Annotated in this window: 22 protein-coding genes and 1 pseudogene; 9 read left to right on the top strand and 14 right to left on the bottom strand. The window is 72.7% G+C overall.

The window, feature by feature from the left end; genetic code table 11:
- Nucleotides 1–303 precede the first annotated feature (303 nt).
- The 4 genes from ADK41_RS03320 to ADK41_RS03305 form a co-directional block, all read right to left on the bottom strand.
- On the bottom strand, nt 304–2163 hold the full coding sequence (locus ADK41_RS03320; RefSeq protein WP_158717650.1) for a LysM peptidoglycan-binding domain-containing protein: 1860 nt from the start codon (nt 2161–2163) through the stop codon (nt 304–306).
- 228 nt (nt 2164–2391) lie between these two features.
- A complete protein-coding gene (locus ADK41_RS03315; protein WP_030822945.1) occupies nt 2392–3051 on the bottom strand; it encodes a DUF4232 domain-containing protein in 660 nt (219 codons plus the stop codon).
- A gap of 367 nt (nt 3052–3418) precedes the next feature.
- Complete coding sequence (locus ADK41_RS03310) at nt 3419–4273, bottom strand: NmrA family NAD(P)-binding protein (protein WP_030822947.1); 855 nt, start codon at nt 4271–4273, stop codon at nt 3419–3421.
- Nucleotides 4270–4701: a nuclear transport factor 2 family protein gene (locus ADK41_RS03305; protein WP_030822950.1), complete on the bottom strand. Its 432-nt coding sequence runs from the start codon at nt 4699–4701 to the stop codon at nt 4270–4272. The genes ADK41_RS03310 and ADK41_RS03305 overlap by 4 nt, the downstream gene beginning before the upstream one ends.
- 99 nt (nt 4702–4800) lie before the next feature.
- On the opposite strand from ADK41_RS03305, the gene ADK41_RS03300 reads away from it, so the two are divergent.
- On the top strand, nt 4801–5406 hold the full coding sequence (locus ADK41_RS03300; protein ID WP_030822953.1) for a TetR/AcrR family transcriptional regulator: 606 nt from the start codon (nt 4801–4803) through the stop codon (nt 5404–5406).
- A 150-nt stretch (nt 5407–5556) separates the two neighbouring features.
- Here the strand turns inward: ADK41_RS03300 and ADK41_RS03295 are convergent, their stop codons facing one another.
- Nucleotides 5557–6768, bottom strand: coding sequence for an MFS transporter (locus ADK41_RS03295; protein ID WP_030822956.1), 1212 nt, complete (start codon nt 6766–6768; stop codon nt 5557–5559).
- Between the two features lie 130 nt (nt 6769–6898).
- Here ADK41_RS03295 and ADK41_RS44175 point away from each other — a divergent pair.
- Nucleotides 6899–7442, top strand: a pseudogene (locus ADK41_RS44175) (transposase); the annotation flags it as partial.
- Nucleotides 7443–7459: 17 nt separating this feature from the next.
- Here the strand turns inward: ADK41_RS44175 and ADK41_RS03285 are convergent.
- The gene (locus ADK41_RS03285; protein ID WP_030822958.1) at nt 7460–7873 is read right to left on the bottom strand and encodes a hypothetical protein; all 414 of its coding nucleotides are present in this window, start codon (nt 7871–7873) and stop codon (nt 7460–7462) included.
- A 1193-nt stretch (nt 7874–9066) separates the two neighbouring features.
- On the opposite strand from ADK41_RS03285, the gene ADK41_RS03280 reads away from it, so the two are divergent.
- Nucleotides 9067–9381, top strand: a complete 315-nt coding sequence (locus ADK41_RS03280; protein WP_030822961.1) for a hypothetical protein — start codon at nt 9067–9069, stop codon at nt 9379–9381.
- A gap of 27 nt (nt 9382–9408) precedes the next feature.
- Here the strand turns inward: ADK41_RS03280 and ADK41_RS03275 are convergent, their stop codons facing one another.
- Nucleotides 9409–10173, bottom strand: coding sequence for an alpha/beta fold hydrolase (locus tag ADK41_RS03275; RefSeq protein WP_030822964.1), 765 nt, complete (start codon nt 10171–10173; stop codon nt 9409–9411).
- 128 nt (nt 10174–10301) lie between these two features.
- Here ADK41_RS03275 and hemB point away from each other — a divergent pair, with 128 nt between their 5' ends.
- Nucleotides 10302–11303, top strand: a complete 1002-nt coding sequence (gene hemB, locus ADK41_RS03270) for a porphobilinogen synthase (protein WP_030822967.1) — start codon at nt 10302–10304, stop codon at nt 11301–11303.
- A gap of 11 nt (nt 11304–11314) precedes the next feature.
- Here hemB and ADK41_RS03265 read toward each other — a convergent pair whose 3' ends face one another.
- Complete coding sequence (locus ADK41_RS03265; protein ID WP_030822983.1) at nt 11315–12037, bottom strand: DUF4232 domain-containing protein; 723 nt, start codon at nt 12035–12037, stop codon at nt 11315–11317.
- Between the two features lie 212 nt (nt 12038–12249).
- Here ADK41_RS03265 and ADK41_RS03260 point away from each other — a divergent pair, with 212 nt between their 5' ends.
- Together ADK41_RS03260 and ADK41_RS03255 are read left to right on the top strand one after the other, a co-directional pair.
- Complete coding sequence (locus ADK41_RS03260) at nt 12250–13731, top strand: helix-turn-helix domain-containing protein (protein ID WP_030822986.1); 1482 nt, start codon at nt 12250–12252, stop codon at nt 13729–13731.
- 318 nt (nt 13732–14049) lie between these two features.
- On the top strand, nt 14050–15270 hold the full coding sequence (locus ADK41_RS03255; protein WP_030822990.1) for a PLP-dependent aminotransferase family protein: 1221 nt from the start codon (nt 14050–14052) through the stop codon (nt 15268–15270).
- 14 nt (nt 15271–15284) lie between these two features.
- Here ADK41_RS03255 and ADK41_RS03250 read toward each other — a convergent pair whose 3' ends face one another.
- Together ADK41_RS03250 and ADK41_RS03245 are read right to left on the bottom strand one after the other, a co-directional pair.
- Nucleotides 15285–16145 (bottom strand): helix-turn-helix domain-containing protein, encoded by an 861-nt coding sequence (locus ADK41_RS03250; RefSeq protein ID WP_030822993.1) that lies wholly within the window; start codon nt 16143–16145, stop codon nt 15285–15287.
- Complete coding sequence (locus tag ADK41_RS03245; RefSeq protein WP_030822996.1) at nt 16142–16933, bottom strand: peptidoglycan-binding protein; 792 nt, start codon at nt 16931–16933, stop codon at nt 16142–16144. Before ADK41_RS03245 ends, ADK41_RS03250 begins: the two co-directional genes overlap by 4 nt.
- Before the next feature lie 283 nt (nt 16934–17216).
- Between ADK41_RS03245 and ADK41_RS03240 the strand changes: the two genes are divergently transcribed.
- Complete coding sequence (locus tag ADK41_RS03240) at nt 17217–17591, top strand: peptidase inhibitor family I36 protein (protein WP_030822999.1); 375 nt, start codon at nt 17217–17219, stop codon at nt 17589–17591.
- A gap of 90 nt (nt 17592–17681) precedes the next feature.
- Here the strand turns inward: ADK41_RS03240 and argS are convergent, their stop codons facing one another.
- Nucleotides 17682–19430, bottom strand: coding sequence for an arginine--tRNA ligase (argS, locus tag ADK41_RS03235; protein WP_030823002.1), 1749 nt, complete (start codon nt 19428–19430; stop codon nt 17682–17684).
- A gap of 242 nt (nt 19431–19672) precedes the next feature.
- On the opposite strand from argS, the gene lysS reads away from it, so the two are divergent.
- Nucleotides 19673–21415 carry a lysine--tRNA ligase gene (lysS, locus tag ADK41_RS03230; protein ID WP_030823004.1) on the top strand — a complete coding sequence of 581 codons (1743 nt, stop codon included), beginning with the start codon at nt 19673–19675 and terminating at the stop codon, nt 21413–21415.
- 81 nt (nt 21416–21496) lie between these two features.
- Here the strand turns inward: lysS and ADK41_RS03225 are convergent, their stop codons facing one another.
- The 3 genes from ADK41_RS03225 to ADK41_RS03215 form a co-directional block, all read right to left on the bottom strand.
- Nucleotides 21497–22831 (bottom strand): DUF2637 domain-containing protein, encoded by a 1335-nt coding sequence (locus ADK41_RS03225; RefSeq protein WP_030823007.1) that lies wholly within the window; start codon nt 22829–22831, stop codon nt 21497–21499.
- Nucleotides 22832–22921: 90 nt separating this feature from the next.
- A complete protein-coding gene (locus ADK41_RS03220) occupies nt 22922–23755 on the bottom strand; it encodes a DUF3558 family protein (protein ID WP_063756490.1) in 834 nt (277 codons plus the stop codon).
- Nucleotides 23756–23889: 134 nt separating this feature from the next.
- Nucleotides 23890–24693, bottom strand: a complete 804-nt coding sequence (locus ADK41_RS03215) for a hypothetical protein (RefSeq protein ID WP_030823013.1) — start codon at nt 24691–24693, stop codon at nt 23890–23892.
- A gap of 215 nt (nt 24694–24908) precedes the next feature.
- On the opposite strand from ADK41_RS03215, the gene ADK41_RS03210 reads away from it, so the two are divergent.
- Nucleotides 24909–26102 (top strand): RtcB family protein, encoded by a 1194-nt coding sequence (locus ADK41_RS03210; protein ID WP_030823016.1) that lies wholly within the window; start codon nt 24909–24911, stop codon nt 26100–26102.
- Nucleotides 26103–26134 lie beyond the last annotated feature (32 nt).

Below are 26134 nucleotides of genomic sequence, written 5' to 3'. Positions count from 1 at the left end.
CACCGACGGGACGACTTCGTCAGGACGTCATTCCCTCTCGTCCGGCTCCCACTGTTCACTGGTGACCAGTTCGGCGGGGCGGAGACCGGCGAATCCGGACACGGCCTGTTCCCGGTCGGGGAGCCGGCCGACCGCTGGGGCGTGCGGACGGGTCCGGTGCCGTGCAGGACCGTGTGGGCGGAGCTGGATTTCGGCCGGTGAGCCGGGCCGTCAGCCGGTCGATCGCATGAGGCGGAGCGTCCCCCGTGGGGGCGCTCCGCCTCGTCGTTCTTCGTGGACGGCTCCGTGCCTCGGGGGCGCGTCCTACTTGGACTTCGGCTTGGGGGTGAAGACCAGCAGGCGGTCCAGGAGGAGCGAGGAGAGGGCGGGGTGGGTGAGCGTCTCGGGCTGCATGTAGGCGCGTGCCACGGCCTGCATGCGGCTCATGTCGACGGGCCGCTCTGCTCCGTACTGCGCGCAGAAGTCGGTGCTCGCGGAAGGGAGTTCGGTGACGTGAGGGCCGGTCGGTCCGGCGTCGCCGGCCCGGCTGAAGGTCCAGGCGTAGAGCTTGTCCGCGTCCGGGCTGCCGGGGAGGTAGTCACGGGCGGTGCCCCGCAGGTCGCGGTGGTTCTTGGCGGTCACCGAGACGGCGGCCTCCTCGTCGGCGTAGAGCGAGATGCTGGAGTAACTCGCCTGCCGGGTGGCCACGTGGTTGGTGCCGTAGGCGACGACGAAGGAGCCGTCCGGGAGACTGAAGCTCGGGCTCAGCGGGTCGTCGGCGTCGTTGGACAGGGCGCCGATCCCGGGCGTGGGGGGATCGATCACCTTGTTGGACTGCAGCCCCGGGTACGACTGCTCGAACCCGCGCTCCGTGACCACGTCGCGTGCCTCGAAACCCGGGTGGGCGTCGATGATGCGCTGCCGCAGCTCCTGCAGCGAGGGGTTGAGGTCGAGCTCGGTGGCCCCGGTCCCGGCGGTGCGCAGCCGGGGCACGGGCAGCGGGGCGGGGGCGTACACCGGTTTCGTCTGGTCCGCGGAGGCGCCCTTCGGCCGTACCCGCAGGATCTGGAGCGGGGGCGCGTCGCGGTAGGCGTCGAGCGCCTTCTCGAAGCCGGGCTCGGGCGCGGCCGTGCGGATGCCGAGCAGGAACTGGTCGGCGTCCTCGCCGAGGCCCAGGCGGAACATGGCCGGGGGAACGGTCGCGTCGTTGATCGCGCCGCCGAGCCCGGAGGCGGCCAGCATCTCGTGCACCTCGGCGCGCGTGCGCTCGTGCCCCGTCATCACGAGGGCGAACGGCTGCCCGAAGGGGGTGGGGCCGGCCGTCTTCACGGTTCCCCGGTTGACCGGGTCGCCGACCGCGGGCCACAGGACCGGGCCGGTGTGCAGGGACCCCCTCACCATGGTGAGGTCGAAGGAGAAGTAGGCCTCCGGCGGCGGGGTCGTCCCGATCAGGACGACGGCCTCGTCCTCGCGCAGGCGCCAGGTCACGGGCGGGTTGGTGTTGGCCGTCTGCCCCGGCACCTCCGGCAGGTTGGAGACGATGTAGGGCGACTGGGGGTTGGGCCACATGCCGCTGAACAGGGTGCCCTCGCAGTACCTGCGGTCCAGGTCGAACACGGCTTCGCTGCCGGACTGGGACGTGTAGCCGGCCTGCGCCAACTGGCGCTCGAAGCGGGTGAGATGGGGGTCGGCCGTGGCGGGGGTCCGGGTCTTCGCGGCCGGGTCCTGGGCCTTCGTGGCGGGGGCCTGGGTCTTCACGGCCGGGGCCTGGGTCTTCGCGGCCGGGGCGGGTGTGCGGATCGCCGTACCGGCGAAGATCCAGTGCCCGCCGCCGCCCGAGGGGAGTCCGTGGGAGCGCGCGGCCTTCTCGATGCCGTCCCGGCTGGCGCGGTAGAGGTCGGGCCACCTGGCTCCGGACCCGTAGACCTCCTCCGCCATGGACCAGAGGGTGTCGCCGTCGGTGACGGTGCGGACGGATTCGTCGTCCCTCGCCGCGTCCTCGGCCGGGGCCTGCGACGGGGCGGTCAGTGCGGTGGGCACCGGGGCGGTGGTCGTCGCGGGCCGGGCGAGAGCGATGGGCGCGGGGCACAGGACCGTGCAGCCGGCGGCGATGCCGCTGACGGCCGTCACCGCCATGCGGCGTCGGCGGGGCGCCTTCGAGCGTCGTATCGGGAGTTTCTGCACACAGGGCTCCGGGGAGTGCGAGTGCGGAGGGTTGCCGTCCCTCACGCTATGTGTCGACTCCGGGGTGTGCATGTGTCGTTCGCCCGTATGGGGGAGGGGCTGCCGGGCGGGCCACGGGCGCCGACGGACGCGCGGATGTGGGGCCCGCACCCGTGAACTCGGGGGCACGCCCCGGGTGCTCGCCGCGTCGGCGCCCGGGGGTGTACGACGTGGTGCCGGCGGGGCGGGTCAGCCGCCCTGGCCGGCGCTTCCGATCGGGCCGACCTTCACCGGGGTGCCGGAGCCGTCCGTGACGGGCAGCGATGCGGCGCCCGGCCAGTCGAGGGTGACCGACTTCGTCTCGTTCGGCGGGGTCACCACCAGGCCGGTGATGCGGACGCCGGAGCCGCCCGTGTCGTTGACCGGGTAGGAGATCGAGAAGGAGACCGACGTGCCGTCCTTCAGGACGGTCGCGGGGGCCGACTCACCCGTGCGCTCCGCGGACACCGTCCCCGCGTTGGTCTTCAGGTCCACACCGGCGAAGCCCGCGATCGAGCAGTCCCGGCCGCCGCCGTTGGTGAACGTCACCGCGACGGTGTTGTCCTCGTCGCCGTCGATGGTGCTGTCCGTCGCCGTGACCTCCAGCTCGTCGGTGCGGCACTTCCCGATCGTGCCGTTCTCGTTGGAGCCCGTCCCGACGACCGTGCCCTGTCCCTCGTCCGCGTCGCCGTTCCCGGCGGAGTCCTTCGCGGCGCCCTGGGCCGAGCCGCCGGAGGTCGAGCCGCCCTTCGACGAGGAGGAGGACGCGTTGCTCCGGTCCGTGGCGGCGGCGTCGTCGTTCTGGCAGGCGGTGAGCGAGAGGCCCGCGACGACGGCCAGGGCTGCGATGGTGATCTTGTTGACGCGCATGGTGTGTATTCCTCGGTGTCGGTCGGTGTGCCGGCCCGTCGGTACGGGCGAGCGTTTCTGCCCACCAAGAGCCGTCCGGTCCGTCCGCCGTTTCGACCAACCCGTGGCTAATACAACCCTGTTACAGGAGGAGGCGGACGCGGTGCACAGCACCGCCGGGCGCGTCTTCGTCCGCACCGTGCCGGGGTACGGCGCCGGTTCGGCCGGGACGGCAGTCCCCGCACCGCTCCGCGCCCGCTCGCGGTCGCCGTCCCCTGGGACAGACCCGTGACCCGGCGGTCCTTGACCGCGAACGGCGACGTGTCCCGCTCGGCCCTCTTGCCGGCGCCCGGCCGGCAGTCTCCCCCTGGCGGCGCGGCCGAGGTCCTCAGAGGGCGAGCGCGGTCTCCCGTTCGACGGCCGTGCGGAAGTCGCCGGGCGGGCGGCCGGTGAGGTGGCGGACGGCGTCCGTGGTGCGGGACTCGGCGCCGGTGGCTATGGCGTGGTCCATGTCGGCGAGGAGGGCGGCGAACTCCGGCGGGATGCCCGACTGTTCGGTGAGGCGGTGGCGGACCTCGGCGACGGTCAGGCGGTGGTGGGCGACGGGGCGGCCGGTGACCTCGGTGAGGATCGTGGCGATCTCGTCATGGGTGAGGGCCTCGGGGCCGGTCAGGACGAGGTCGCGGTTCGGGGCGTCCTCGTCGGTCAGGGCGCGTACCGCGACGGCGGCGATGTCGTCGGCGTCGACGTAGGCGACGCGGCCGTCACCTGTGGCGGTGGCGAAGGCGCCGCTCTCGCGGATGGTGGCGGCGTGGAGGTGGGCGCCGGTGAAGTTCTGCATGAACCAGGAGGGACGCAGCACCGCCCACTCCTCGAAGAGGGAGGGGAGGGCCTGGTGCACCCTGCCCACCGCCGGGCCGCCCTCGGGGACGGCCGAGGAGCTGAGGAGCACCGCTCGGCGCACGCCCAGGCTCCGGGCCCGTTCGAGGAAGGGGAGCATGACCGCCGCCGGGTCCGGGTCGCCGACCGGCGGGACGAGGTGGACGCGGTCGGCGCCGGTGAGGGCGGCGTCGTGGGTGGTGGGGTCGTACCAGTCGAAGCGGACCGCTTCCGCACCGGAGAGCGGGGTGCCCCGGCGGGAGGCGGCGCGGACGGGGTGGCCGGTGGCGAGGAGCCGGGTAGCGGTGCGGCTTCCGGTGGTGCCGGTGGCGCCGACGACGAGAGTGGGACGGGTGGGGGTCATCGGGTGCTCCCGGTGAAGTCGACGCCCGGCTCGCGCACGGCGAGCGGGTTCCAGTAGTCGCGGTAGCCGGTGATCAGGCCGTTCCGGAAGGTGACGACGGCGATGTACGTCATGTCGTAGGCCGCGCCGGTGGCGACCACGCGGCCCTCCGCGCGCATCTCGACCACGATGGTGCCGGGGTCTTCGGTCCGGTGGACGCGCAGGTCGGGGATGTCGCGCAGGTCGATGTGGTCGGGGTAGTCGCGCATGTACGCGGCGACCGCCGCCTTGCCCTCCAGCCGGCGGGGCCAGCCCTCGGGGGCGAAGGGGAACTCCATGACGCCGTCTTCGTCCCACAGGGAGATCCAGGCGGGTATGTCCTTGTCCAGCAGCAGGCGCAGGCCGTGGCGGAAGAGCGCCTCGGGGGAGGCCGGGGTGTGCTCGGGCATGAGGGTGTCTCCGTCCCGTAGAATTCGGACCGGCGGTCCGCTTCGCGTGGAGCAAAGATACGGACCGTCGGTCCGCTTTGCAAGCGTGGGAGGTCGACGATGGAGACGGAGCCGGTGGACGGTACGTCCGCGCGCAGGCCGCGCAAGGACGCGGCGCGCAACCGGGCGGCCCTGCTCGCCGCCGCGGACGACCTCTTCGCGCGCTGCGACACCCCCGGGGACATCACGATGTCCGACGTCGCGGCGGCGGCCGGCGTCGGCAAGGGCACGCTGTTCCGCGCGTTCGGTGACCGTACGGCGCTGATCGCCGCGCTCTACGCGGCGCGGCTGGAACCCCTCGAGGCGGCGGTGTCGCACGGGCCGCCGCCGCTGGGCCCCGGCACGCCGCCGGCGCAGCGCGTGCCCGCGCTGCTCGACGCGTTGCTGTGCTTCAAACTGGACCACCGCCACCTCGTGCTGGCGCTGGAGGGGGCGGGATCCGACAGTCCCTACCGGGCGGAGCACTACGGGCGGTGGCACGAACTGCTGCGTTCCGCGCTGGCCGGTGTCCCGGGCCTCGCCGACCCCGGCTTCACCGCACACGCCCTGCTGGCCGCCGTACGTGCCGACCTGGTCGAGCACCTCGCGGGCGACCGCGGTACGGACCGCGACGAACTGCGTGCGCGTCTGGGGGAGTACGTGGAACGGGTGCTGGGCGGACCGTGATCGGTGCGGGCCCCGCTCGGCCACCGTGGACGGGAAGAAGGCCGGCGAGGAGGCGGGCGGCGCCGGGGGCGAGCACCTGTGCGAGTACGCCCTGCACCGGCGGCGCACCGCCCGCCGGCCTTCCCCGCGACCTGGGCCCACGCCGTGGGCTCAGCCGCCGGTCTCTTCGAGGCGGACGGCGCGGGTGCGGGCCACGAAGGGGCGGGAGAGGAGCGTGACGGCGAGGGAGAGCGCGGCGAGCGCGGTGATCGTCGCGGCGGGGGCGAGGTGCTGGGCGAGGCCGCCGGCGAGCGCGGCGCCGATGCCCTGCCAGGTCATGCGCCCGGCGGACTCGACGCCCTGGACCTGGCCGCGGACCGGGTCGGGGGTCAGCGCCAGGAGGTGTTCCTGGAGGGGGAGGGTGGCGGCGAAACCGGCACTCGCCACGAACACGGCGGCCGCCGCCACCGGCAGGGGAGGGTGGAGGGGGAACAGCAGGTACGGGGCGGCGAGCAGCAGGCGCAGGGCGAACGCGCAGCGGCGTCGCCGTTCGGCGCCGAGGAGCCGTCCGACGGTCAGGTCGCCGAGGAGCATGCCCGCCGATCCGGCGGCCAGGAGGACGCCGGCGTGGTCGGGGGCGTAGGAGATGAACAGGGCCTCGCAGCCGACGATCAGTCCGTTGGGGACCCACAGGTTCAGCAGCAGCGCACGCGGGCCGGAGCGGGAGAGGAGCGCGGTGTTGGCCGTCCAGGTCTGCCGCAGGCCGGGGCGTCGGGGCGGGCGGATCGAGCGTTCCCGGACGGTCGTCGCCACCACGACCAGTCCGGCGCCGGTCAGGGCCGTCGCGGCGACGAAGACGTCCTGCGGGCTCAGGTACCGCAGCAGGACGGCGCCGAGCGCGTAGCCGAGGACGGCCGTGCCGCCCGAGGTGATGTTCATCAGCGAACGCGCCGGGACGTACGCGGAGGCCGGCACCACCTCGGCGAGCAGCCCCATCCGGGTGCCGGTCCCCAGGGACTGGAAGAAGCCCAGCACCAGGAGGAGGGCGAAGCGGACGGCCAGCGGCAGTCCGGGGACCGCCTGCGCGGCCACGCCCAGCAGCGAGACGCACTGGAGCGCGACGAGGGTGCGGCGGGGGCGGTTCCCGTCCGCGACCGACATCAGCGTCATCGCGCCGAGCACGGTCGCGAAGGTGGCGCCGTACATGCTCACGGCCGTCAGGAACGGGGAGCCGGTCCGTCGGTCGACCAGCGTGGCGAGCGCGAAGCCCGACAGCGTACTCGCGGCGACCGTGAGGGTGAAGCTCGCGTACAGGCCGGTGAACTCGCGGTCGCGGAGCAACGAGCGGTAGGTGGTGGTGGGTTCGGAGGTCTCGGAAGGCATGAAAAAAGCCTCCGGACGTTCCCGTGGGGGCGCCGAAGGCCGACGCGGTGATTATAGGGCTCGGACTGGAGCGACGCGGGTGGTTCTCCCACCCTGCCGGACACGCCACGAGGCCGGGGGATGTTTGCCTGACGCCGGCCAGTCGATGACGCCGCCGCGCTCTGGAACCTGGGGGCGGATCGGCCGGACCCCGGTCGTCCGGCTTCGCGGCCGGGGCTCCGGACGGGTGTCGATGGCGGGTATGACCTTGCTGCAAGCCGGGCGAGCGGTCCCGGCTGATCTACGCCATCCGCGAGTACCGAGGGCGCAAGGGCGAGCCGAAGGGCTTCGGCCGGCGGGACTTCCGCGACCTCTTGGCGCGTGCCCGCATCCAGCTCGGTGGACCGATCGTGCTGGTCCGGGACAACGTCCGCCTCCACCTGACCGCTGGGATGCGGGAGTTCATCGCCGCGAATGCCGCGTGGCTCACCGTGTTCCAGCTCCCGGCCTACGTGCCGGACCTGAACCCGCAGGAGGGCATCTGGTCGCTGGTCAAGCGCGACATCGGCAACCTCGCCGCAGCCGACCTGGGCCAGATCACCAGGGCCGTGAAGTGCAGGCTCAAGCAGATCCGGTATCGCCTGGATGTGGTCGACAGCTGCCTTGCGGGCACCGGCCTCATCACGGACGACTGACCGGCGCTGCAGATTCGTCAGTCGACGTAGTACCGGTCGTAGCCGGCGGAGCGCTCCTCCACTGAGAAACCCTCGAATTCACCGTCTGCCTCGAGCTCGCGCAGTCGATCCAGTGCTGCCGTCGCAGAAGGCGCACGGTTGACCGAGAGGTGGGCCTTCGTCGCGTCGAGCCCGTGCCCAAGCAGGAATTCGATGTCGATCGAGCACGCTGCGTCGAAGCTGGCTTGCTTCGCACTCCAGATCAGGAGCACGTCGTCGAGGTCGCCGCTGGTGAACAGCTGGAAGCAGCAGAGCCTCATCAGCTCAGTGTCGCCATCGCCCTGGGCGCGTCGCTCACGCGCCGTGTGCTCTCTGAGGAGTGCACGGATCTCGTCGAGGTCCGCGCCGACGGGGCGAGGCCTGTAGCGGCGCCAGTTTTCCTTGACATCCATCGCTGGCATCCTTGATCGTCCGGCCCGGCCCGTGGCCTATCGGCCCTATCCATCGCCGCTCGGTCGGACGACGGCCCCTCTGCCGGTCACAGTATGCACACCGAGGGTCGGCCCATGTGGGTCGGCGGCCACCAGCGCCGGTGACCGATGGCCCACGCCACCCGACATCGCCCCATCAAGTTGAGTGCCCCCGCTCCAGCCGGCCCGCCGGTGACCGCAGCCCCGGCTGTGCAGAGGCCCGCGATACCGATGTCCGCGATGACGCCGGCGGTTGCCGCTTCAGCCGCATCCGGGCCGTCGGTGAGCCCTTCGTGCACGATGCCGGCAACGGAAAGCCCACTGCCGATGTTCCCCAGGGTGTCCAGCGAAAGCAGCCCAGTGGGATCGCTGTGGTTGACGGGGTCGCCGCCCGCGTAGCGGTAGGGCTGGGGGACGGCCTCGGTGGGGGCGGTGCGGGGCAGGCCGGTGGGGCCGTAGGCGTAGATGTGGGTGTGCTTGCCCGCGTCGTCGACCAGGCCGAGGACGTCGCCGGTGGCGTCAGTGAGGTAGGAGAAGGACTTCCCCCCGTCGTCATGGAGTTCAGCGTGCCCGCGGGGTCGCGGAGGAATCCGGTGTCGACGCCGTTCGTGCCCGCGTGGACCAGGCCGTAGGGCGTGCCGCCGACGGCATGGGTGAATAGGGAGCCAGGAGTACGACAGGCAGGCAGACAGTCAGAACCGGTGACCTCCCAACGGTCACCGGCGCCCCACAAGTTGTCACAGGGTGCACACGAAGCGACGCGGTGTGCCCTCGAACGTCATATGCATACGGGCCGGAATCAGCCCCACCGGTTATCGGTGACAAGTAGGGCTTTTCTCTGGTGAATCGGGCTGGTGAGAGAGTGAAGTTGTCCGCTCTCCGGCCTTTTTGCCGGACGGCATCGACCGAAAAGCTTCGAGGCGGGGGCAATTCGGATGCTTGCCGCTCTTGAAGGGGCTTTTTCGGCCAGGTTCACGACGCGATGTCCGGCCGTGCGGACGGGGCTTGCCCGGTCCCCTCGGGGCGGTTGGGGGAAAACGCCTGGTGGGAAGTTGTCTCAGAGGGTGCGACCGCCCCGTGACGGTCCTGTGGGAGCGGTCCCACGGTCTGCACACTGAGCGCGTCCGGCCGATCCGGCCACGTCCACCCCCGCTTCCGTGAAGGATCCTCCCGCGATGAGCGAACCCGGCAGAGCCCTGCCCTCCTGCCGTTCCCGTACGCGGCGCCCCACCGCCCCGAACCGGTTCGCCGGCGCTGTCCGGTGGACCGGGCGCCTGCTGTGCTGGAGCCTCGCCGCCGGCATGACCACGGCCGCGACCGACCTCCTCCTCGCACCGTCCGCCGGCTGGTGGCCCGTCCTCTGGCCGCTGCCCTGGTACCTCGCCTGCGTGTCCCTCCTCGCCTGGGCCGTCCTGCGCGCCCGCGAGAAGGCCGCGCACCGTCCGCCGGACGAGGAGGACCTCCCCGGCGCGTGGGACACGGCGGCGTGAGCGGACGGGGTCCCGCGCGGGCGGGCGTCAGGCGAGTGCTTTTGCCACCGTCCGGGCGAACGCCTCCGGGTTGTCCAGCATGATGTTGTGGCCGCAGTCGGGGACCGCCGTCAACGACACTCCCGCGGCCGCCAGTTCGGCCGATCCGGGGAACGGCCCGTCGGCCTCGGGGTACAGGAACGCGCGGGGGACCGGCAGCGCGAGCAGGAGCTCGCGCATCGTCGGAGTCGTGCCGCGGATCAGCTGGGTGGCGCTGCGGTGCAGGGCCTCCAGGCCCGCCAGGCGCATCGTCGACCACCAGTGGGCGCCCGCCCGGTCGCGGACCTCGCGCCAGGCGCCGGACACGAACTCCTCCTCCGTATAGGCCGCGATGCCGCTGCTGCCGGATGCCCCGGGCACCCGGGGCAGCGGGTCGAGGTTGGCGTCGACCAGGACGAGCCTGGACACCAGCTCCGGGTGGCGGGCGGCCAGTACGACGGCGACCGAGCCGCCCATGCTGTGGGCGACGAGTTCGGCGCCGGTGACGTCCGCGGCGCGCAGGGCGGCGGCGAGCGCGTCGGCGTGGTCCTCCAGGGTGTAGGCGCACGAGGTGGGGCGGTCGCTGTGGCCGTGGCCGAGGAGGTCCACCAGGAGCGAGCGGTGGCCCGCGAGGAGGGGGTGGACGGCGGTCGCCGTGAAGTATGCGGGGGAGGTGGCGCCCAGGCCGTGGACGTAGACGCGGGCCGGCTCCCGGCCGGGCAGCTCGACCCAGCGGACGCGGTCGCCCTCGGGTGTCACGGCGGCACTGTGCACGGTCGGATCCTCCTCGGGTGGCGTGATGACGCGGGACGAGCACCGTATCCCCCGGTGACCGGGGCCGGAGGACCGGGCCGACTCCGCGTCGGCAAAGGCACGCGGAGGGCGGGCGTAGCGTAGGTGGTATGACGACGTACGGATCCTTCCCCGGCGCGCGGCCGCGGCGTCTGCGTACCACCCCCGCCATGCGGCGCATGGTCGCCGAGACCCGGCTGCACCCCGCCGACCTCATCCTTCCCGCCTTCGTGCGCGAGGGTGCGGGCGAACCCGTGCCGATCGCGGCGATGCCGGGGGTCGTGCAGCACACGCGGGACAGCCTGAAGAAGGCGGCGGCGGAGGCCGTGGCGGCCGGGATCTCCGGGATCATGCTGTTCGGCGTGCCGGAGGAGTCCGGGAAGGACGCCCTCGGGACGCCCGGCACCGACCCGGACGGGATCCTCCAGGTCGCCCTGCGGGACGTGCGGGCCGAGGTCGGGGACGACCTGCTCGTCATGTCCGACCTGTGCCTCGACGAGTTCACCGACCACGGGCACTGCGGGGTCCTCGACGACCAGGGGCGAGTCGACAACGACGCCACGCTGGAGCGGTACGCCGAGATGGCCCAGGTGCAGGCCGACGCGGGCGCCCACGTGGTCGGGCCGAGCGGGATGATGGACGGGCAGATCGGGGTGATCCGCGACGCCCTCGACCAGATCGGCCGGGAGGACGTGGCGATCCTCGCCTACACCGCCAAGTACGCCTCCGCCTTCTACGGGCCGTTCCGGGAGGCCGTCGGCTCCTCGCTGCAGGGCGACCGCAAGACGTACCAGCAGGACCCGGCGAACGTCCGCGAGTCGATGCGCGAGCTGGCGCTCGACCTGGAGGAGGGCGCCGACATGGTCATGGTGAAGCCGGCGGGCCCCTACCTGGACATCCTGGCCAAGGTCGCGGACGCGGTGGACGTGCCGGTGGCGGCGTACCAGATCTCCGGTGAGTACTCGATGATCGAGGCCGCCGCCGAGAAGGGCTGGATCGACCGGGACCGGGCGATCCTCGAGGCGCTGACCGGCATCAAGCGGGCCGGTGCGCGCACCATCCTCACCTACTGGGCCACCGAGGTGGCCCAGAAGCTGGGCGCCGCTCAGTAGGTTCAGCGGGTTCAGTAGGTGAGGGCGTCGTCCATCGACTGCTGCCAGTACGTCACCGCCATGCTGCTGTCGTAGTACACGCCGTCCGCCGGCAGGGCCGGGACGGCCGACGGGCCGCCGTCGCTGTTCGGGGTGGCGCCCTGGAAGGCGACGGTGAGCTTGTGGGCGGTGGCGCCGCCGTCCCCGCTGCCGTCGGCGGCCGACAGGAGCACGCCCGCGTACGCCGTCTCGCCCGGGGCGAGGGTGACCACGGCCTGCGGCTTCGACGCCTCGACGGGCTGCGGCACCCACTGCATCTCGTCGAAGCGGAGCACCGGGTAGTAGGTGAGGTCGCAGGTCCGCGAGCCCGAGTTCTCGACCGTGATCAGCATGTGGTTGACGGGGCGGGGGACCGGCTTGGCGTCGACGGTGGTGTGGGAGCCGTCGCAGGTGACGCGGGCCCGCGGGGCGTCGTCGGAGCCGTTCGCGCCGCCGTCGGCCTTGTCCCCGGCGCCTCCGCTGCCGGTGTCCTCGCCTCCGGTGCCGGTGTCCTTGTTCCCGGCCCGGGACGGCTTGTTGGAGGCGGAGGCGTCCTGCGCGGAGCCCGAGGGCGTGTCCGCGGTCGCCGTCGCGCCCGGCTGTGACGTGCCGGCGCCCTCGTCCTCGAGGCCCGTGCCCTCCTGGCACGCCGTGAGGGCGAGGGCGGCGAGGGCGGCCCCGGTGGCGGCGATCAGACGGATGCGGGACGTACGCATGGCGAATTCCTTTGCGTGAGTAAGGCTTTGGAGTGACCGCTCGACCGGATGCCGGGAGCGGCGTGCTTGGATGACCAGAGCTTGTTCGGTGATCCGTCCCGGCCGCCAGGCCTGGCGGGGTTTCCGGGACGTTGGAACGCTCGTACCGCTGTTGACCTGGGGAAACGACCATTCCCTGGAACGGCGGGACGGGACACGGGGTGGGAGGAAGGGTGTCGCAGGACACGGCCGCGGCGGAGTTCGCCGCGCGGTTGAGGGCGCTGAAGGAGCGGTCCGGGCTGAGCTACGGGGTGCTCGCCAAACGGCTCCACATGAGTACGTCGACCCTGCACCGGTACTGCAACGGGGACGCGGTGCCGGCGGAGTACGCGCCGGTGGAACGGCTGGCGCGGCTGTGCAGGGCGAGCCCCGAGGAACTGGTCGAGCTGCACCGGCGGTGGGTGCTGGCGGACGCGGCGCGGGGGCGGAAGGGGGCGCCGTCGGAAGGGGCGGCTCCCGCCGGGGCCACGGCTCCCGCCGGAGAAGCGGCGTCCGTCGGGGACACGGCTGCCGCGGACGCACCGGCTCCCGCGGACGCACCGGCACGCGTCGGCGAACCGGCGGAGAGCGCGGCGGGCCGGGGCCAGGACGCGGACGGCCGCCCGGTGGCCGGGCGGCCGGCGCCGGGGCGGCCCGGGGCCGAGGCCCCGGAAGCGGAGACCCCGCAGGCAGGGCCCCAGGAGGCCGAGGTCCCGGCGGCCACCGGCCCCGGCGAGGTCCGCACCCGCCCCCGCCGCCGTGCCCGTACCGCCGTCCTCGCGGGGATCGCCGTGGCCGCCGTGCTCGGCGGGGTCACGCTCGCCCTGGGCCTGCCGGACGATGGCGACGGGGGCGGGGTCGACCGGAAGGGCACGGCGGGAGCCGCGACCGCCGACGCCGGGGCGGACGGGACCAAGGACGTCATCGCGTCACCGTCGACCTCCGCCTCCGCCTCCGCGTCGGCCTCCGTCTCCGCCTCCGCCTCCGCGAAGGCCGAGGGGACACCCCGCGCCCCGGCCACCGCCTCCGCCGCCCCGGCGGGCGACGGCGACGGGGACGCCGCGCCGCTGACCGTGCAGGCCAACCCGTACGCGTGGCAGGCTCCCTGCGCGCACCGGTATCTGATCAACAGGCCGGCGAGCGAGGTGAAACCGCCGCCGCAGGAGCCGGGCGCGGCGGCGTGGGCCAGTGCGTTCGGGGCCGTCTCGTCGGGGGAGCAGTACGTGCAGCTCACCGTGCAGGGGACCGGGGAGGAGACGGTGGTCGTGCAGGGACTCACCGTGCGGGTGGCGGGCAAGCGGTCGCCGCTCCCCTGGAACGACTTCGTGATGGGCTACCCCGGTGTGGGCTGCGGCGGCAACGTGCCCACGCGTTCCTTCACGGTCGCCCTCGACGCCGCGCGCCCGGTCGTGACCCCGGCGTCCGGGCAGCGGAACTTCCCGTTCTCGGTGAGCGAGTCGGACCCCGAGGTCTACTACGTCACGGCCGGCACCGCCGCGTACGACGTGAGCTGGTACCTGGAGCTGAAGTGGTCCAGCGGCTCCCGCAGCGGCACGCTCACCGTGGACGACAAGGGGCGCCCCTTCCGCACCAGCGGCAACGACGGGCGACCGGCGTACGAGTTCCCGCTGGGCGGCGAGGAATGGGTCCCGGAGGGCACGACGGAGCTCGGCTAGCCGGCTGTGCGGGCCGGGCGGGCCGGGCGCCGCCGAGTCCGGTTTTCCGTCCGGTCGTCGAACGCCGACCGGCGTCACCGCCCCCGGGGGACGTCCACGGCCGGTGACGTGCCCGGCCGGCGTCCTCTCGCGCCGCGGCGGCGGATCGACCGCGGCGCGGAGCATCCGGCCCGGTTCCACGCCGTGTTCCCCCGGGTGGTCGGCACGGAGGGCCGGGAGCGGCCGGGGCGTCCGGATCGCGGAAAGCCGCGTGTAGAGGGCACGCAATTTTCTAGGCTGCGGGACACGCCTCGTCACCGCAGCCCAAGGAGCCGTGCCATGACCGCCACCGAGCCCGCCCCCGTCCTCGCCCCCACACCGCGGCTCGCGGCACGGGCCCGCGCGGTCGGCGGCTCGCCCGTACGGGACATCCTGGCCGTCACCGCCCGCCCCGAGGTCATCAACTTCGCGGGCGGGCTCCCGGCCCCCGAGCTGTTCGACGCCGACGGCATCGCGGAGGCGTACCGGGCGGTGTTCGCCGAGACCCCCGCGCGGGCCCTGCAGTACTCCACGACGGAGGGCGAGCCCGCGCTGCGGGCGGCACTCGCCGCGCGCACGGCCGCCCGCGGTCTGCCCACCACCCCCGACGACCTGCTCGTCACCACCGGATCCCAGCAGGCGCTCTCCCTCCTCGCCACCGCGCTGCTCGAACCCGGCGACACGGTCCTGGTCGAAAGCCCCTGCTACCTGGCGGCACTTCAGGCCTTCTCCCTGGCCGGGGCACGCGTGGTGGCCGTCCCCGGCGACGAGCGGGGGCTCGACCCGGACGCGCTGGACGCACTGGTGGCGCGCGAACGCCCCGCACTCCTCTACACCGTGCCCACCTTCCAGAACCCGACCGGCCGTACCCTGCCTGCCGCCCGCCGCGCCGCCGTCGCGGAGGTCGCCGCCCGGCGCGGACTGTGGATCGTCGAGGACGACCCGTACGGCGAACTGCGCTACGAGGGCGAACGGGTGCCGTGGATCGCCGCCCACCCCGGCGCCGCGGACCGCACCGTGCTGCTCGGCAGCCTCTCCAAGGTCATGGCCCCCGGCCTGCGCCTGGGCTGGCTGCGCGCCCCCGCCGAGCTGCGCCGCGCCTGCGCCGTCGCCAAGCAGGCCGCCGACCTGCACACCCCCACCGTCAACCAGCTCGCCGCGGCCCGCTACCTCGCCGACCACGACCTCGACGCCCACGTGCGCCGCGTCGCGGCCGTGTACGGCGCCCGCCGCGACGCCATGCTCGCGGGCCTGCCCGCCGCACTCCCCGACGGCTCGACCTGGACCCGCCCCGAGGGCGGCATGTTCCTCTGGGCCCGCCTGCCGGAGCCGTACGACACCACGGCCCTGCTCCCCGGGGTGGTCCGGCACGACGTGGCGTACGTGCCCGGCGCGCCCTTCCACGCCGCCGACCCGGACCGGGCCACGATGCGGCTCTGCTTCGTCACCCAGACGCCGGACGAGATCGCGGAAGGGCTGCGCAGGCTGGGGACGGGACTGCGGGACCACGGACGGTCCTGACCGAGCCCCGGGTCTCATCCCACCCTGGCCTCGAAGCACTCCGGCCCGGTCCTCGCGGCCGGGTGGAAGCAGGCCCGTACGACGGTGCCGGGCGTCGTCGCCGCCATGGGGGTGTAGAGGTACGCCCGTGCGTCCAGGGCGTCCGTCACCTCGGCGGAACGGGGCGGGCCGGGCGCGGTCAGCTCGACGCGGTCGCCGATCTCGGTGGACCACATACGGGCCCAGCTCGTCCCGCACCGGGGGCTGTGCCGCAGCTCCAGCCGGGCCCCGCCCACCGTGCGGTACGTGGTGAGGGTGTCCGGCGCGACGCCGCAGAGCATGTTGATCGGGTCCTTCCCCGCGCAGGACGCGCCCCGGCAACGGGGCGGCGGCACCCCGGTCGCCCCCGGGGCCGGGCTCGTACGGGCCGCCCCGGCGGATCCGCCCGGCGCCCCGCCCGGCGCCCCGTCCTGCGCCGGCAGGACGGTCGCGAGGACGACCGAGGCCAGGACGGCCAGCACGGCCACCGCCACCACCGCGACGCGCGGCGGGATCCGTAACGACCTGATTCGGTTCGTCCCTTCGGGTGGCGGGACGTCCGGCGGAGCCCCACGGGACGGTGCCGGCGCGTCCGGCGGGGCGTGGGCGGCGCGTCCGCTGCTCGCCGCCTCCGCGATCTCCCACAGCGCCAGACAGCGCCCCTCCGGCTCGCCCGCCAGGCGGCACAGCGCCCGCACCGCCTCCCGGGGCGGCAGCGTGTCACCCTTGAGGTAGCGGCCCCAGGAGGACCTGCTGAACGGGGTGCGCTCCTTCAGGCCCGTCAGGCTCAGGCCCGTGCGCTGCCGCATCTCCCGCAGGGCGGCGGCCAGTTCGGTGCGTTCCGGTGCCGGCGTCATCCGCGCAGGGCTCCCCAGGTGTGCGGGCCGACGATGCCGTCCACGACCAGGCCGGCCTTCTGCTGAAGCCGCTGGACGGCCCGTTCGGTCCGCGGACCGTAGATGCCGTCGACGTCCCCCGGCGGGAACCCGGCCCGGCGCAGCAGACACTGCGCCTCGGCGACCGGCGCCCCGGCGTTGCCGGACAGCAGGATCGCGTCCCGGGTCCGGCTGAGTCCCGCGTACCACCGGCCGTCGATCCGCTCGATCCGGCAGGCGTACGAGGGAGCCGGCGACGCCGGCCCGGCACCGGCCGGCGCGGCCGACGACACCGGCGGGCGCTGCATGCGCCCGTCGTCGTCCTCGGCGAGCCGGACCACCAGGACCACGGCCGAGGCGGTCACCAGCAGGAACGCCACGACACCGGCGGCCAGTACGCCCCGCGGGGGCCTTCGGCGGACGGGCGGCTCCCACCCGGCCGACGTCGTCTCCGGTACGGCTTCGGCCCCGTCGCCCGCGGCCGCCGTCGTGCTCGTGCGCCGGCCCGTCCACGCCGCCGCCGCGACCTCCCACAGCGCCAGCAGCCGGGTCGGGTCGTCGCCGGTGACCGACGCGATCGCCTCGACGGCCTCCCGGGGCGGCAGCGACCTGCCTCCCAGGTAGCGCTCCCACGACGACGTGCTGTACCCCGTCTTCGCCGCCAATTGACGCATGCTCAGCCCGCTGTGGTCCTTCAGCCGGCGCAAGCACACCACCAGATGCCGCACCCTCGGGTCGAGATCCGGGAGCAGAGCTTTCCAACGCGACATGATTCCCCCGATCGCGTGCGCGGGTCTTCCCCGTTCGCATTCTGCAACAGGCTCAGAAGCCCGGCCGGGAGCACGGCGCCGGGCCCGCACCGATCCGGCCACCCCGCCCCCGTCCCGCCGGACCGTCCCCAAGGGGGTGGGAAACCGCAGGTCAGCGGCTGGGACGTCCCGCGGTGACGTCACTTCCCCGGGATCGGTGGAGGTCGCCGCCCGGTGTCTCGCATGCTGGGTGCCGAGCCGGTCCGCGGGGCCGGCGCAACCCGCATTCCGAAGGGGGAACAGCATGACCATCACCCGGAAGCTCGCCGTCCTGGCCACGGGGGTCGCGATGACCGGCGGCCTGCTGGCCGGAACCGCGGGCGCCGCCGAGGCGGCGCCGTCCGCCGCGAGCGACTGCCCGTCGGGCTGGTTCTGCGTCTGGTCCGGTCAGAACTACACCGGCCGGATGCAGAAGGTCGCCGGCACGAACGCGGACCTGACCGGGTTCTCGGTCTTCCAGAGCTTCAAGTCCTGGTACAACCACGGCGCGACCTGCGACTTCAAGTGGTACTCGGCCAAGAACCACGGCGGGTCCAGCGGGGTCGTCCCGCGTGGCTACAAGACGACCGACAGCGCGTCCCACTACATCAAGTCCAACAAGTGGGTGAACTGCGGCTGACCCACGGCCTCGACGGCCCCTGACACCACCGCGGCCCGTCCTCCCCGCGGGGAGGACGGGCCGCGGCGCCGTTGTTCACCGGCGGAGGCGTCAGAGCCGCTCGGGCGTCCTGATGCCCAGCAGGGCCATCCCCCGGTGGAGCGTGCGGGCCGTGAGGTCGCAGAGGAAGAGGCGGTTCTCCACCTGCTCCGTCGAATCGGCCTTCAGCACCGGGCACTTGTCGTAGAACGAGGTGTACAGCGACGCCAACTGGTACAGGTACGCCGCCAGCTTGTGCGGGGCGTACTCCGCGGCCGCCTCGAAGACCGTGTCCCCGAACGCGTCCAGGTGCAGGCCCAGCGCGCGCTCCGCCTCGTGCAGGTCCAGCTCCGGGTGAGCGGCCGGACGGACCTCGCCGGCCTTGCGGAGGATGGACTGGATACGGGCGTAGGCGTACTGGAGGTACACGCTGGTGTCGCCGTTGAGCGAGACCATCTGGTCCAGGTCGAACTTGTAGTCGCGGTTCGGCGACGTCGACAGGTCCGCGTACTTCACGGCCCCGATGCCGACCTGCGCGGCCCGCTCCCCGATCTCGTCCTCGGTGAGGTCCCGCGCCTTCTCCCGGACGACCTCCGCGGCCCGCTGCACCGCCTCGTCCAGCAGGTCCTCGAGGCGCACGGTCTCGCCCTCACGCGTCTTGAACGGCTTGCCGTCCGCGCCGAGCACCGTGCCGTAGCCCATGTTGTGCGCGGTGACGTCGTCGTTCAGCCAGCCGGCCCGGCGGGCCGTCTCGAAGACCATCCGGAAGTGCAGCGACTGGCGCACGTCGACGACGTACAGCAGCGTGGTCGCGTGCAGGTTCAGGACGCGGTCGCGGATCGCCGTCAGGTCGGAGGCCGCGTAGCCGAAGCCGCCGTCGGCCTTCTGCACGATCAGCGGGACCCGCTGGTCGTCCTTGCCGCGGATGTCGTCGAAGAACACCACGAGCGCGCCCTCGGAACGCTCCGCGACGCCCATCTCCTCCAGGAGACGGGCGGTCTCGGGCATGCCCTCGTTGTACGCGGACTCGCCGACGATCTCCTCGTCGCGGATCTCCATGTCGAGCTTCTCGAAGACGGAGTAGAAGTAGACCTTCGACTCGTCCACGAACTGCTGCCACAGCTCGAGCGTCTCCCGGTCACCGGACTGGAGGGCGACGACCCGCTTGCGGGCCCGCTCCTTGAACTCCTCGTCCGCGTCGAAGAGCGCACGCGACGCCTTGTACACGCGGTTCAGGTTGCTCATGGCCTGCTCGCCGTCGACGTCGGCCGCGGGGGCCAGCTCGCCGGGGTGCTCGAACAGGTACTGGATGAGCATGCCGAACTGGGTGCCCCAGTCACCGATGTGGTGCCGGCCGATCGTCCTCTCGCCGGTGAAGTCGAGCATGGCGCGCAGGGCGTCGCCGATGACCGCGGACCGCAGGTGACCGACGTGCATCTCCTTCGCCACGTTCGGCTGGGCGTAGTCGACGACCGTGACGCCCGCGTCCTCGTTCAGCGGCACGCCGAGGCGCTCGCCGTCCGCGAGCCGCGCGGCGAGGTTCTCGGTGATCGCCCGGTCGGCGACGGTGATGTTGAGGAAGCCGGGGCCGGAGACCTCGACGTCCTTGATCAGGTCACCGGTCGTGATGCGCGAGACGACCTCGGCCGCCAGCTCCCGCGGGTTCGCCTTCGCCTTTTTGGCCAGCGCGAGGATGCCGTTGGCCTGGAAGTCCGCCCGGTCGCTACGTCGCAGCAGCGGATCCGCCTCCGGCTGGGTGGCCGAGAGGGCGGACGTGAGCTGCCGGTTGACGAGATCGGTGAGCGATGTGACCGAGGCCATAGGGGTGGGTGCCGTTCTCCTCGTGGGTTCGGATAGACACGGTCAGTATCCCACGGGGGGTGAAGCGGTTTTCTCGCCGCGGGCCGGCGGGGCCGGCCGCGCCCGCGCGGCAAAGCCGCGCACCGGCACGGTCCGCGCCCGGGCGAGCCGGTGAGAAGGCGTTTTCGTCGTTGCCGTCGTTGCTGGGAGAATGGAGTGGTCAGCCGTGCGACCGTACCGGCTGCCCGAGCAGAAAGAAGGACGTGCCGATCGTGGCTCAGAGCACCGAGACCACCGACTGGGTCTCCCGTTTCGCGGACGACGTCATCGAGGAGTCGGAGCGTCGGGCCCCGGGCAAACCTGTGGTCGTCGCGTCCGGTCTCTCCCCCTCCGGCCCGATCCACCTCGGGAACCTCCGCGAGGTCATGACCCCCCACCTTGTCGCCGACGAGATCCGCCGCCGCGGCCACCGGGTCCGCCACCTGATCTCCTGGGACGACTACGACCGGTACCGCAAGGTCCCGGCCGGGATCCCCGGCGTCGACGAGTCGTGGTCCGAGCACATCGGCAAGCCGCTGACCTCCGTCCCGGCGCCCAAGGGCTCCGCGCACCCGAACTGGGCCGAGCACTTCAAGGCCGCCATGGTCGAGTCGCTGGCCGAGCTGGGCGTGGAGTTCGACGGGATCAGCCAGACCGAGCAGTACACCTCCGGCGTCTACCGCGAGCAGATCCTGCACGCGATGAGGCACCGCGCCGACATCGACGCGATCCTCGCGCAGTACCGCACCAAGAAGGCCCCGGCGAAGAAGCAGCAGCAGAAGCCGGTCGACGAGGCCGAGCTGGAGGCCGCCGAGGGCTCCGGCGCCGCCGCCGAGGACGACGGCAGCTCGGGGGCCGCCGGGTATTTCCCGTACAAGCCGTACTGCGGCAACTGCGAGAAGGACCTGACGACGGTCACCGCGTACGACGACGACTCCACCGAGCTGACCTACGCCTGCACGGCGTGCGGCTTCTCGGAGACCGTCCGGCTGAACGAGTTCAACCGCGGCAAGCTGGTCTGGAAGGTCGACTGGCCCATGCGGTGGGCGTACGAAGGCGTGATCTTCGAGCCGAGCGGTGTCGACCACTCGTCCCCCGGGTCGTCGTTCCAGGTCGGCGGGCAGATCGTCGGGATCTTCGGCGGCGAGCAGCCGATCGGGCCGATGTACGCGTTCGTCGGCATCAGCGGCATGGCGAAGATGTCCTCGTCGAAGGGCGGCGTGCCGACCCCGGCCGACGCGCTGCAGATCATGGAGCCGCAGCTGCTGCGCTGGCTGTACGCCCGGCGCAGGCCGAACCAGTCCTTCAAGATCGCCTTCGACCAGGAGATCCAGCGCCTCTACGACGAGTGGGACCGCCTCGACGCCAAGGTCGCCGACGGTTCCGTCCTGCCCGCCGACGCCGCCGCGCACTCCCGCGCGGTGCGCACGGCGAGCGGTGAGCTGCCGAGGACGTCCAGGCCGCTGCCGTACCGCACGCTCGCCTCGGTGGCCGACATCACCGCCGGCCACGAGGACCAGGCGCTGCGGATCCTCAGCGAGCTGGACCCGTCGGACCCGCTGGGCTCCCTGGACGAGGCCCGGCCGCGCTACGACAAGGCCGAGGCGTGGATCAACACCCACGTCCCCGCCGACCAGCGCACCATCGTCCGCGCCGAACCCGACGCCGAGCTGCTGAAGTCGCTCGACGAGCGGGGTCGGCAGTCGCTGCGGCTGCTGCTCGACGGACTCGCCGGCAACTGGTCGCTGGACGGGCTCACCCACCTCGTCTACGGCGTGCCCAAGGTCCAGGCGGGCTTCTCCGCCGACGCCACGCCCAAGGAACTGCCGGCGGAGATCAAGACCGCCCAGCGGTCGTTCTTCGCGCTGCTGTACCACCTGCTGGTCGGGCGGGACACGGGGCCGCGCCTGCCCACGCTGCTGCTGGCCGTGGGCCAGGAACGGGTGCGGTCGCTGCTCGGGGAGTAGACGGCGGTACGACGACAGGGGGCGCCCGGTGCCGGCCGGGCGCCCCCTGTCGCCGTGTGCGCGTGCGCACCGACCGGCCGACTAGGCGATGTGGTCCTCTTCCAGTTCCGCCGTGTGGCGCGCCTGGAAGCGTTCGGCGAGGGCCTTCAGCTCGCTCGGGTTCAGCGTCGTGCCGTAGGTCGTCTGGATGTTGTCACCGAGGACGCGGGGGGTGGGGTAGCTGCCGTCTATCGACTGGCGGAACACCTGGTAGTACGCCTCCTCGTCCGGGACGGAGGCGGGGGTGCCGCCGCCTTCGCCCAGCTCGCGGGTGCGACCGGGGACCACCGGGATGGGGAAGCTCCCGGTCTCCTCCGGAGAGGGCTCCTGGAGGGGCGGCTCCTCCTGGTACTGGTCCTGGTACTGCTCGGCCTGCTGCTGCTCCGCGTACCAGCGGGCGTACTCCTCGTCGGGGTCGTAGGTGGGGTCGTAGCCGCCCTGGTACTCGACGGTCTGCGGGTCGCGGGCGTGCAGCCAGGGATTGCCGGCGGTGTCCTCCGCGGTGTCCTTCGGCGGCTCGGGATCGGGGTTGCCCTCGAGTTCCAGGCGCTGCTCGCCGTGCGGCGCCGCGCCCACCGGCGCCGCCCCGGCGGCACGACTGCCCGCGACGGCGTCGGCACGACTGCCCGCGACCGCGTCGGCGCGGCTGACCTCGGCCGTCTCGGGCGCCGGGGGTATCAGCGCCGGCTCTATGCCCGCCGCCGCCAGGCCCGCCGGGGCCGTGTCGGCCAGGGGGACGCCGTACTTGGCGAGGCGCAGCGGCATCAGGGACTCGACCGGGGCCTTGCGGCGCCAGGCGCGGCCGAAGCGGGAGCGCAGGCGGGCCTGGTAGACCAGGCGCTCCTGCTCCAGCTTGATCACCTGCTCGTAGGAGCGCAGCTCCCACAGCTTCATCCGGCGCCACAGCAGGAACGTCGGCACCGGCGACAGCATCCAGCGGGTGAGCCGGACGCCCTCCATGTGCTTGTCGGCGGTGATGTCGGCGATCCGGCCGACCGCGTGCCGGGCGGCCTCCACCGAGACCACGAACAGGATCGGGATCACGCCGTGCATGCCCACGCCCAGCGGATCGGGCCACGCCGCCGCGCCGTTGAACGCGATCGTCGCCGCCGTCAGCAGCCACGCCGTCTGCCGCAGCAGCGGGAACGGGATGCGGATCCAGGTCAGCAGCAGGTCCAGGGCCAGCAGGACGCAGATGCCGGCGTCGATGCCGATCGGGAAGACGTAGCTGAAGTTCCCGAACCCCTTCTGCAGGGCGAGCTCACGGACGGCCGCGTACGAACCCGCGAAGCCGATTCCGGCGATGATCACGGCACCGAAGACGACCACGCCGATGAGAACCCGGTGCATCCGTGTCAGCTGCAGTGGCGCGGCCACCCGTACTCCCCTCCCAGTGCGTGTTGTTGCGCGCAACAGAGTGGCACATGTGTGCGGAGGACGGGCGGCCGGTTCCGGTTCAGGGTCGCGTCAGCCCTTGCTCGACGCCTTCGAGGCGGACTCCGAGGCGGACGCGGAAGGGGACTTCGAGGCCGACGGGGACGATCCGGCGCCCGTGCCGTTCGCCTCCGTCACCGAGGCCACCGCCTCCTTCGCCGCCTTCTGCGCGTCCTTCATCAGGTCGTCGGCGTCCGGCGTCTTGTCACCGGCGAGACCCGCGCCGTTGTAGTCGACGGTGACGACCACGTTCTCGACGCGCGCCACGACCGTCTGCTGCTTGAAGGCGCCTTCCTCCTTCTTCAGGTCGTAGCGCACCGCGGTCGCCTCGTCACCGGTCCCGGTGACCGGCTCCGACGCGGTGTTCTTCGCGCCCTCGGCCGACTGGGCGTCCCGCACCTGCTTGTCGTAGTAGTCCTGGGCGAGCTTGTCGCCCGGACCGCGGGTGGCGTTCGAGTCGAAGCGCAGCAGCGACACGTTCAGCCAGCGGAACTGCGAACCCTTCACACCGTTGTTGTCCAGACTGCTCCAGGAACAGCTGCCCCGAGTGGAGACGTCGTCCGAGGAGCCCTCCTTGCCCGTCTTCGCCTTCGGCGCCAGGTCGTCCAGGGTCTTCTCGGACAGCACCGTGCACGGCTCCGGAAGCTTCTGGTACGCCGCCGCCCGCACCGTCGGGGACGGGCTCGCGGACGGCGAGGCGGAGGCGGGGGCGGAGGCGCCCTTGCCCCCGCCCCCGCCCTCGCCGGAGCCGGAGTCCGAGGAGCAGCCGGCGGCGGCCAGCAGCACGGGGACGGCTGTCGCGCAGACAAGAACGCGGGTAAGGCGCTTCGCTCGCTCGGGCTGCTCTCGCTGTGCTCGTCGCTGCATGGTTCCTTCACTCATGACGCTCGTGTTCCCTGCGGTCGGGACGGGGTCCGAGGGGTCACGGTACGCGGTGAGTCACCCGTGCGGTCCTCCTCCGCCTGCTTCGCGCGCAGGGGCGGAAGGACCGTGAACCGGGCTCAGCCGCCCAGTGAATCGGCCAGCTCGGAGGCGAGTTTCCGTGCCCTGTCCTGCAGTTCCTTGCTGTCCGGGACGGTGCCGACGGTCATCGGCTGCTCCGCGTACTCGACGGTCACGATCACGTTGGACGTGCGGAACGCCACAGTCACCGTGCGCTGCTCGGCGATCGAACCGGAGTCGCTCAGCTCGTCGTCGAGGAACGCCTCGTCGCCCAGGTCCTCCAGGAGGCGGGGCCGGAGGTCGGAGGGGGCGGCGGACGGCGAGGCGGCGGGCGACCCGGACGAGGGGGACGAACTCGGCTCCGTGGAAGGGTCCGTGGACGGGGTGCCGGTCTCCGTGGTCGTCACCGTCGGCTCCGGGAGCCGCGCCGCCTCCTGCTTGGTCGCGAAGAGCTCCCCGGCCTGGGCGTCGTCGCTGACGGCGTTGTCGTAGGAGACGACCCGTTCGAAGTCGACCAGCAGGTGGTCGGTCGCCGCCGCCGACTCCACCTTCCAACGGCAGCCCACCTTGCGGTCGGTGTCGTACGTGAGGGTGGCCTCGCCCGCGTACGCCTTCTCGCGCTGCGCCTCGTCGGTCATCTCCCCGATGCCGGGCAGGAGTTGGTCGAGCGTCGCGTCCTCGACCACGCCGCAGGGCTCGGGGAGCGTGGCGTACTTGCCGGGCTGGGCGGCCTGGGTGGCCGTACCGGCGCTTCCCGGGTTGGAGTTGTCCGCCTGGCCACCGTCGTCCGGGCTGCCGGTGCAGCCGGCCAGGACGGCCGCCAGGAGCGCGGCGACGCCGGGTACGTACGCCTTCCGCTGCACGGTCGGGCTCCTCTCGACGGCGGGTGCGGGCTGCCGCCCGCCGGGTCTCCCCAGTGTCCCCGCTGGTTAATCGCTTGCCGCACGGGGGCGTCCCCGGCAGACAATGTGTATCGCACGCACTGCCGTGGACGCCGGTCCGTCATCCCTTTTCACCGACCTTGGCGCCGGTTTTGCGATTCGGGACTTCTGTTGGTTTTCTGGGGGACGAGGACGTTATGTCGTACGTGAAACTGCCGGGCGCGCAGGTGCCGATCCGGATGTGGACGGATCCGGCGACGGTGGAGGAGGGCGCCCTCCAGCAGCTGCGGAACGTCGCCACCCTGCCGTGGATCAAGGGCCTGGCCGTGATGCCGGACGTGCACTACGGCAAGGGCGCGACGGTCGGGTCGGTGATCGCGATGCGGGGCGCGGTGTGCCCGGCGGCGGTGGGCGTCGACATCGGCTGCGGCATGTCGGCGGTGCGGACGTCCCTGACGGCGAACGACCTGCCCGGCGATCTGTCGCGGCTGCGGTCGAGGATCGAGCAGGCGATCCCGGTCGGGCGGGGCATGCACGACGCCCCGGTCGACCCGTCCCGCTTCCACGCCTTCGCGACCGGCGGCTGGGACGACTTCTGGGGACGGTTCGGCGGGGTGGCGGATGCGGTCAAGTTCCGTCAGGAACGTGCCACGAAGCAGATGGGAACGCTCGGATCCGGCAATCATTTCGTCGAAATATGCACGGATACGGCCGGTTCCGTCTGGCTGATGCTGCACTCCGGTTCCCGCAACATCGGCAAGGAACTGGCCGAGCACCACATCGGCATCGCTCAGAAGCTCCCGCACAACCAGGGCCTGGTCGACCGCGACCTCGCCGTCTTCGTCGCGGACACCCCGCAGATGGCGGCGTACCGCAACGACCTGTTCTGGGCGCAGGAGTACGCGAAGTACAACCGCTCGATCATGATGGCGCTCCTGAAGGACGTGGTCCGCAAGGAGTTCAAGAAGGCCCGGCCCGCCTTCGAGCCGGAGATCAGCGCGCACCACAACTACGTGGCCGAGGAGCGCTACGACGGCATGGACCTGCTGGTGACCCGGAAGGGCGCCATCCGCGCGGGGTCCGGCGAGTACGGGATCATCCCGGGCTCCATGGGCACGGGTTCGTACATCGTCAAGGGCCTCGGCAACGCCGATTCCTTCAACTCGGCGTCGCACGGCGCCGGTCGGCGGATGAGCCGCAACGCGGCGAAGCGGCGCTTCTCGACGAAGGACCTGGAGGAGCAGACACGGGGCGTGGAGTGCCGCAAGGACTCCGGCGTCGTGGACGAGATCCCGGGCGCGTACAAGCCGATCGAGCAGGTCATCGACCAGCAGCGGGACCTCGTGGAGGTCGTCGCGAAGCTGAAGCAGGTCGTCTGCGTGAAGGGCTGACGCGAGGAGGCGGCGAGGAGGGCGGAGCCCTG

Origin of the sequence: Streptomyces caelestis (assembly GCF_001279005.1) — a bacterium.
In the GTDB taxonomy this organism is placed as follows: domain Bacteria; phylum Actinomycetota; class Actinomycetes; order Streptomycetales; family Streptomycetaceae; genus Streptomyces; species Streptomyces heliomycini.
Note: the sequence above shows the minus strand (reverse complement) of the source record. Positions and strands in the feature narration are given on the sequence as shown.